Raw genomic sequence first — 8,971 nt, 5'->3', positions numbered from 1 at the left:
GAGCTAATTAGCTCGCTTTTTTATTTTTCTACTACATTGATTTGTTAATCTTCTTTCTTAATTCCTTTTTTTACGTACTTTTACCTCCCCTGAACTGGCATTGCCAGCAATATTAAAATCATTATTACACAAACAGTTATGCACGTAGCAATTGCCGGAAACATAGGCGCAGGAAAAACCACATTAACCAAATTATTAGCAAAACACTACAATTGGGAACCTCATTTCGAATCAGTTGATGAAAATCCTTACTTAGATGATTTCTATGGTGAAATGGAGCGTTGGTCTTTTAACTTGCAAGTATATTTTTTAAATAGCCGTTTTCGTCAAGTCTTAGAGCTACGTAAGTCAGGGAAGAAAATAATTCAAGATAGAACTATTTACGAAGATGCTCATATTTTTGCTCCAAACCTACATGCAATGGGGCTTATGACCAATAGAGATTTCAGCAACTATTCTTCCTTATTTGAATTGATGGAAAACTTGGTAACACCTCCTGATTTATTAATTTATTTACGTGCAGATATTTCTACTTTAGTGGGTCAAATACACAAACGAGGTAGAGAATATGAGAATTCTATCAGTATCGATTATTTAAGTCGATTAAACGAACGCTACGAAGCTTGGATTAGCCAATACAACAAAGGAAAGCTATTAATTATTGATGTTGATAATTTAGATTTTGTTGACAACCCTGAAGATTTAGGATATGTTATCGACAGAATCGATGCGCAAATAAACGGATTATTTTAATCCTCTTTTAAATTCACTTAGTAAAATTGCTGTAGCAGTAGCTACATTTAAACTTTCGGTTTGTTGCAAATCACCAAATCTTGGAATGGTTAACGCGTGCTTTACTATTTGAGCAATTTCAGGTGAAATTCCATTAGCTTCATTCCCCATAACCAATACTGCTTTTTCTGGTAATGACGATGTGTATACATTCTCACCATCCATATCTGCAGTAAAAACTGGGAGCTTGCTATTTGACAAAAAATCTTGTAATTCTACATACGAAATATTCACTCTCGTTAAGGACCCCATGGTAGATTGCACTACTTTTTGATTGTAACAATCAACTGTGTTTTTTGAACAAACTAATTCAGAAATTCCAAACCAATCACATAAACGAATAATAGTTCCTAAATTCCCAGGATCGTTAACTCCATCTAGAGCAACCATAAATTTATCTTGATCGATTTCTTTTTCCTTCGGAATTTTAAAAAGCCCCAAAACTTTATTCGGACTTTTTAACGTGCTTACTTTTTTTAATTCGCTTTCAGAAATTATGGTTATCTCACAATTTTTTGAAGCTTCAAAAGACGCATCTACAGAAAATATATGTTCAACTTCTAATGAAGATGCTAACAACTCATTTACCACTTTCACTCCTTCTGCCACAAATAATTGGTGCTTCTGTCTATACTTTTTTTGTTGTAAACTAGTTATTAACTTTATGTTGTTTTTAGATAAGCTCATTAAATTATTTTTAACACTCTAAAACCACTAAAAAATAGTATTTTTGATTCTTAATACGAGGCGTAAAGTTAATGAAAAAACTTTCTTTCTTCTTTTTATTAGTAGTCTTATTCAGTTCGTGTAGCACGATTAAATATGTTAAAGAAAATGAATTATTACTGGCAAAAAACACCGTGTATATTGACAGTGTAAAAAGTTCAAGCGAAAACATTTCTGAATTACTAATGCAACGTCCTAATGCTAAGGCTTTAGGAATGCCTTTATCGTTACATTTTTACAACCTTGGAAATCCTGAAGCTCCAAAAACACCTAGTGAATGGGGGAAAAAACATCAAAAAACTTATAATTTTATTAGTGATGTTTTTTCTGAAAAACAAAGTATTTCGGTTGCAAAAACTTTTATCGGTTTCAATAATTGGTTTTTAACTAGTGGACAAGCTCCTGTTATTATAGACGATAAAAAAACTGCAAGAACAGTAGACAACTTAAAAACGTACTATCAAACTGAAGGATATTTTAGAGCAAAAGTTACCTCTAAAAAAGATAGCATTGATAAGAAGAAAGGAGAAATCAGTTACCACATAATCAAAGGAAACCCTTCGCTTATAGATACTATTAAAACTATCATCACTTCTCCTGTTTTAGATTCTCTATATCAATCTACTAAAAATAAAAGCCACTTAAAATCTGGAGATCAATATAAAGATAACAACTTTATAAAAGAAGCGAATCGATTGGTAAAACTTTTTAGGAACAAAGGTGTTTATCATTTTAATGAAAATTACATTTCCTTTGAAATTGACACGTTAAAAAACTATGAAAAGTCAAATGTAGATGTAGAAATTTCAGAAAGATCAATTCCTTTTCAAATACAAAAAATTAAAAAAGTTAATGTTTATACCGATTTTGCCTATAACAGACGAAATTCTAAACATAGAGATACTACAAACTATGAAGGGATTGATTTTTATGCGCTCCGCAAATTAAAGTACAATCCTAAGTATTTATCGCAATCTATCTTTATAAAACCAAACACAGTTTATAGCGACTCTCTTAGAAACTTAACCCGATTGCATTTAAGAGGTCTTAAAAACTTCAAAGCTACCTCTATTAGATATGATGAGTTGAGTGAAAACGAGCTAGAAGCTAATATTTTTTTAACTCCAATTGAAAAATACACCTTAGGTTTTGAATCAGAGCTTTCACGTTCTAATATTCGTAATTTTGATGTCTCTTTAAAATTCTCTTTAACCAATAGAAACACTTTTAAAGGTGCTGAAATCTTTAAATTTTCAACCTTTGGTTCTTATTTTAATTCAAACAATGGCCCTGGTTGGGAAATAGGTTCTGACATTTCTCTAGAGGTTCCTCGTTTTATGGCTCCTTTTGGTTTGCATAAACTAGTTCCTAAAAGAATGTTTCCTAGAACTAAATTCTATTCAGGTATCGGATTTCAAAAAAATATTGGTCTAGACAAACAGAACATTTCTGTAGGAATTGATTATAAGTGGAATTTTAACGAGAAAAAATCAATCCAACTAGAATTACTAAACACACAATACATCAGGAACCTAAATGTTAACAATTATTTTTCTATCTACAATTCACAATATCGAAGATTAGATCAGGTTGCTGAGATTTACGATCCTTCTTATACCTTACCTGATAATAATGCAAGTAATTTTAACGGCATTGTAGCTTTTATGAGAGACGTACTTTTAGATACTTCTTTTGCAAGTTCTAATCCAGATGAATATAAAAGTGTGCTTAATATTGCAAATAGATTTAACATTATTACATCCGACTTTTTAATTCCTGAAATTGCTTACGGATATATTTATAACAACCAACAAAGCATTAAAGATCAAAGTTTTTCTTTTTTTAGATTTAGAGTCGCTAACTCAGGAAACTTCATGGGGCTTTTATCTAACAAAACTAATGGTTTAGGACAAAAAACCGTTTTTCAAATTCCTATTGCTCAATATTTTAAAGCTGACATCGAATACAAAAAATATTGGGATTTAGGCGATAACAATGTATTAGCTCACAGAACTTTTCTAGGAGCAATTTTTACGTACAATAATTCTGACGTCCCTTTTTCTCGTAGTTATTTTGCAGGAGGTTCTAATGATATTCGTGCTTGGAGAACTTACGATTTAGGTCCTGGTACAAGAAGCCCAATATTAGAGTACAATATTGGTAGTTTAAAGTTTTTAACTAGTTTCGAGTACCGCTTTAATGTTTTTGGTTCTCTTAAATCAGCTTTATTTGTTGATGCTGGAAATATTTGGGACATTACCAATTCAGAACTTGCCGACCCCGCTGCTAAATTTAACGGTTTTAGCTCTATAAAAGACATGGCTGTAGGTGCTGGTTTCGGACTTCGATATGATTTCAAATTTTTAATTGCCCGCTTAGATTTAGGCTTTAAAGCACACGAACCTTACCTTACTGGTAATAGATGGTTTAGAAACTTTAATTTCAGTAACTCAGTGTTAAATATCGGTATCAACTACCCTTTTTAATAAACTACTTTCTATCAAAAATTTATCGCAACTTATAAAAAAAGTGTAGATTTGTTCCCTAATTTTGTAACACACAACTAATAAAAAACAAAGATGATTAAACCTGGAGTTGCCACCGGAAAAGAAGTTCAAGCAATTTTTGAATTAGCTAAGCAAAAAAACTTTGCTTTACCAGCTGTTAATGTTGTAGGATCTAATACTATTAATACTGTTTTAGAAACAGCTAAAGAACTTAACTCACCTGTAATTATCCAGTTCTCTAACGGAGGTGCTCAATTCAACGCAGGTAAAGGCTTATCAAACGAAAATGAAAAAGCTGCTATTGCAGGCGCAGTAGCAGGTGCTAAACATATACACTTATTAGCAGAAGCTTACGGCATTCCTGTAATTTTACATACCGATCATGCTGCTAAAAAATTATTACCTTGGATTGATGGTTTATTAGATGCTAGTGAGCAATTTTATAAAGAAACAGGAAAACCTTTATACAGTTCTCACATGATTGATTTAAGTGAAGAACCTTTAGAAGAAAACATTGAAATTTGTAAAGAATACCTTGCTCGTATGAGTAAAATGGGAATGACTTTAGAAATTGAATTAGGAATTACTGGTGGTGAAGAAGACGGTGTTGACAATTCTGATGTAGATGTATCTAAATTATACACACAACCTGAAGAAGTAGCTTACGCTTATGAAGAATTAATGAAAGTAAGCCCTCAGTTTACTATCGCTGCTGCTTTTGGTAACGTACACGGAGTTTACAAACCAGGAAACGTAAAATTAACTCCGAAAATTTTAAAGAATTCTCAAGAGTATATTTCAGAAAAGTATAATGTACCTCACAATACAATCGACTTTGTATTCCACGGAGGGTCAGGTTCTACTTTAGAAGAAATTCGTGAAGCTATCGGCTATGGAGTTATTAAAATGAATATCGATACTGATTTACAATATGCGTTCACCGAAGGTGTTCGTGATTATATGAAAGAAAAATCTGCATATTTGCAGTCTCAAATCGGTAACCCTGAAGGAGATGATGTTCCTAACAAGAAACATTACGATCCTCGTAAATGGTTACGTGAAGGAGAACAAACTTTTAAAGCTAGATTAAAGCAAGCTTTTGAAGATTTAAATAATGTAAACACATTATAAAATTCTTTGAAAAAAGAAAAACCAAACAACTAAAGATTAAAAGACTAAATTATGGCTTGGTTTAAACGTACAGACAAAGGGATTCAAACCCCAACAGAAGAAAAGAAAGACACACCTAAAGGCTTGTGGTATAAAACCCCAAGTGGAAAGATAATTGACACCGATGAACTTAAAAAGAACCTATATGTAAGTCCAGAAGACGGATACCATGTACGTGTAGGAAGTAAAGAATATTTTGAAATATTTTTTGATGACAATAAGTTCACAGAAATAGCACCAAAATTATCAGCTAAAGATCCTTTAAAATTCGAGGACACTAAAAAGTATCCTGAAAAATTAAAAGCGGCCCAAAAGAAAACAGGTTTAAAAGATGCTGCACGTGCTGCCGTTGGTAAATCAAACGGGAAAGATTTAGTAATTGCTGCTATGGACTTCTCTTTTATCGGTGGTTCGATGGGTAGTGTTGTTGGTGAAAAAATAGCACGTGCTATTGATCATTCACTTGAACATAAAATTCCTTTCTTAATGATTTCTAAATCAGGAGGAGCACGTATGCAAGAAGCATTAATTTCTTTAATGCAATTAGCAAAAACTTCAGTAAAGCTAGCTCAGTTAGCAGAAGCTAAAATCCCGTACATTTCATTATGTACCGATCCTACCACAGGAGGAACAACAGCTTCTTTTGCAATGTTAGGAGATATTAATATTGCTGAACCAAATGCTTTAATTGGATTTGCAGGACCTCGTGTAGTAAAAGATACTACGGGTAAAGATTTACCAGAAGGCTTCCAACGTTCAGAATTTTTATTAGAACACGGTTTCTTAGACGCTATCTACGAAAGAAAAGACTTAAAAAAACAGGTGAATTTATATTTAGATTTAATACAAAACCAACCTGTAAGAGCATAACAAAAAAGCTAGTGATTGCTAGCTTTTTTGCTTTCTATCATTTTCAACATATATGAATAGTTTTCATTTAAAAAATAATCGTACATTTGCAACTTCAATGTAATAGCATTGAGTACATAATAATCATTTAAACAATATTGGCATGTATTTAACAAAAGAAGTTAAAGAACAAATCTTCGCAAAACACGGTAAAGGAGCAAATGATACTGGTACTGCTGAAGGACAAATCGCGTTATTTACGCACAGAATTAATCACTTAACTGAGCACTTAAAAAGAAATCGTAAAGATTTTAACACTGAGCGTTCATTAGTTAAAATGGTAGGTAAGCGTAGAAGCTTGTTAGATTATCTAAAGAAAAAAGATATCAACAGATACCGTGCGATTATTAAAGAATTAGGAATTAGAAAATAATTCTACAAAAAAGAGGCTCTATAAACGTGCCTCTTTTTTATTTTACAATAAAAAGTATTTCTGACTAACAACCAGAAATTTATATATAAAAAGTTCAAAATTATTAACAACAATTTTGATTTTTCCATTGGAACAACAACAACACAACAACAAACAAAAACGAATTAAAAATTTAGACGAATTAATTTATGATTCCAAAAGTATTTAACCAAGTTATAGAACTTGGAGATGGAAGAACCATCACATTAGAAACAGGAAAATTAGCAAAACAAGCAGATGGTTCTGTTGTTGTAAGAATGGGAGATACAATGTTATTAGCAACAGTTGTATCAGCAAGAACTGCAAATCCAGGTATTGACTTTTTACCATTAACGGTAGATTACCGTGAAAAATTTGCCGCCGCAGGTCGTTACCCTGGTGGATTTATGAAGCGTGAAGCGCGTCCTTCAAACGAAGAAATTTTAACCATGCGTTTGGTTGACCGTGTATTACGTCCATTATTCCCAAAAGATTATCACGCAGAAACTCAGGTAATGATTCAATTAATGTCTCATGACGAAAATGTAATGCCTGATGCTTTAGCTGGTTTAGCAGCATCTGCAGCAATTCAGTTATCAGACATTCCTTTCGAAGCACCAATTTCTGAAGTACGTGTTGCACGTATTAACGGTGAGTTTATCATTAACCCAAGTGCTACTCAATTAGCAGAAGCTGATATCGACTTAATGGTTGGAGCTTCTAATGACTTCGTTGCCATGGTTGAAGGTGAAATGGACGAGGTTTCTGAAGAAGAAATGGCAGAAGCAATCCGCGTAGCACACGAAGCTATTAAAGTACAATGTGATGCTCAAATAGCATTAGCAGAAGCATTTGGTAAAAAAGAAACTCGTGAGTATGAAGGTGAGGCTGAAAATGAAGAGTTAGCTGCTAAAATTCATGAAGCTACTTACCAAAAATGTTACGACATCGCTAAAAAAGGAACTTCTAAACAAGAAAGAGGTTTAGCTTTTTCTGAAGTAAAAGATGAAGTTATCGCACTATTTACCGAAGAAGAGTTAGAAGAATATGGAGATTTAGTAGGAAAATATTTCAGTAAAGCACATAAAGCTGCGGTTAGAGATTTAACTTTAAACGAAGGTTTACGTTTAGACGGACGTACAACTACTGATATTAGACCAATTTGGTGTGAGGTTGATTATTTACCAAGAACTCATGGTTCATCAATCTTTACGCGTGGTGAAACTCAAGCCTTAGCTACTGTTACTTTGGGTACTTCTAGAGATGCTAACATGGTAGATTCTCCTACACTACAAGGTGAAGAAAAATTCTATTTACACTATAACTTCCCTCCATTTTCAACAGGAGAAGCGCGTCCTTTAAGAGGAACTTCTCGTCGTGAAATTGGACACGGAAACTTAGCTCAAAGAGCATTAAAAGGAATGATTCCTGCAGATTGTCCTTACACAGTACGTGTAGTTTCTGAAGTATTAGAATCTAACGGTTCTTCTTCTATGGCAACTGTTTGTTCAGGTACTATGGCATTAATGGATGCTGGAGTTCAAATGAAAAAACCAGTTTCAGGTATCGCAATGGGATTAATCTCTGACGGTGATCGTTATGCTGTTTTATCTGATATTTTAGGTGATGAAGATCACTTAGGAGATATGGACTTTAAAGTAACTGGTACTGCTGATGGTATTACTGCTTGTCAAATGGATATTAAGATTAAAGGATTATCTTACGAAATCTTAGTTAAAGCCTTAAAACAAGCTCGTGATGGTCGTTTACATATTTTAGAGAAATTAACTGACACAATTGCTACTCCAAATGCAGATGTGAAGCCTCATGCTCCTAAGATGGTAAACAGAGTTATTCCTAACGACTTAATCGGTGCGTTTATCGGACCACAAGGAAAACACATTCAAGAGTTACAAAAAGAAACAGAAACTACTATTGTAATTAATGAAGATCCTGTTACTGAAGAAGGAATCGTTGAAATTTTAGGTACTAACCAAGAAGGAATTGATAAAGTACTTGCTCGTATCGATTCTATGATGTTTAAACCTGAAAAAGGTTCTATTTACGAAGTAAAAGTGATTAAAATATTAGATTTCGGTGCTGTTGTTGAATATACAGAGGCTCCAGGAAACGAAGTATTATTACACGTTAGCGAGTTAGCTTGGGAACGTACAAATAATGTAACTGATGTAGTAAACATTGGCGATATTATTGATGTAAAATACTTTGGAATTGATCCTAAAACTCGTAAGGAAAAAGTATCTCGTAAAGCGATATTACCAAAACCTGAAGGTTATGTAGCTAGACCACCTAGAGACAACAACAAAGATAACAGAGGAGGTCGCGACAATCGCAACCGCGATAATCGTCGTGATGACAGAAAACCAAGAGAAGAGAAAAAAGAATCATAATATTCTTTTCTATATATGAGTCGTCCTAAAATAGGTTGACAGTTTTTATAAAATATTAATTAAAC

At 33.2% G+C, this 8,971-nt stretch carries 7 protein-coding genes; 6 read left to right on the top strand and 1 reads right to left on the bottom strand.

Annotated features, from left to right (window positions below; all coding sequences use genetic code 11):
* Window positions 1-138: 138 nt before the first annotated feature.
* On the top strand, window positions 139-753 hold the full coding sequence (locus OU788_RS11150) for a deoxynucleoside kinase (protein ID WP_274635240.1): 615 nt from the start codon (window positions 139-141) through the stop codon (window positions 751-753).
* Here the strand turns inward: OU788_RS11150 and OU788_RS11145 are convergent.
* Window positions 745-1,479, bottom strand: coding sequence for a TrmH family RNA methyltransferase (locus tag OU788_RS11145; RefSeq protein WP_274635239.1), 735 nt, complete (start codon window positions 1,477-1,479; stop codon window positions 745-747). The two genes, OU788_RS11150 and OU788_RS11145, sit on opposite strands and share 9 nt — an antisense overlap.
* Before the next feature lie 71 nt (window positions 1,480-1,550).
* Here OU788_RS11145 and tamL point away from each other — a divergent pair, with 71 nt between their 5' ends.
* From tamL to OU788_RS11120, 5 genes are all read left to right on the top strand, one after another.
* Window positions 1,551-4,004 (top strand): translocation and assembly module lipoprotein TamL, encoded by a 2,454-nt coding sequence (gene tamL, locus OU788_RS11140; protein WP_274635238.1) that lies wholly within the window; start codon window positions 1,551-1,553, stop codon window positions 4,002-4,004.
* A gap of 93 nt (window positions 4,005-4,097) precedes the next feature.
* Entirely contained in the window at window positions 4,098-5,156 is a 1,059-nt protein-coding gene (gene fbaA, locus OU788_RS11135; RefSeq protein ID WP_274635237.1) for a class II fructose-bisphosphate aldolase, read from the top strand.
* 51 nt (window positions 5,157-5,207) lie between these two features.
* Window positions 5,208-6,065: an acetyl-CoA carboxylase, carboxyltransferase subunit beta gene (gene accD / locus OU788_RS11130; protein WP_274635236.1), complete on the top strand. Its 858-nt coding sequence runs from the start codon at window positions 5,208-5,210 to the stop codon at window positions 6,063-6,065.
* A 142-nt stretch (window positions 6,066-6,207) separates the two neighbouring features.
* Window positions 6,208-6,477: a 30S ribosomal protein S15 gene (gene rpsO / locus OU788_RS11125; protein WP_274635235.1), complete on the top strand. Its 270-nt coding sequence runs from the start codon at window positions 6,208-6,210 to the stop codon at window positions 6,475-6,477.
* Window positions 6,478-6,665: 188 nt separating this feature from the next.
* Complete coding sequence (locus OU788_RS11120; RefSeq protein WP_274635234.1) at window positions 6,666-8,906, top strand: polyribonucleotide nucleotidyltransferase; 2,241 nt, start codon at window positions 6,666-6,668, stop codon at window positions 8,904-8,906.
* Window positions 8,907-8,971 lie beyond the last annotated feature (65 nt).

Origin of the sequence: Tenacibaculum sp. L6 (assembly GCF_028823685.1) — a bacterium.
In the GTDB taxonomy this organism is placed as follows: Bacteria; Bacteroidota; Bacteroidia; order Flavobacteriales; family Flavobacteriaceae; genus Polaribacter.
This window is presented reverse-complemented; position numbering and strand designations above follow the sequence as displayed.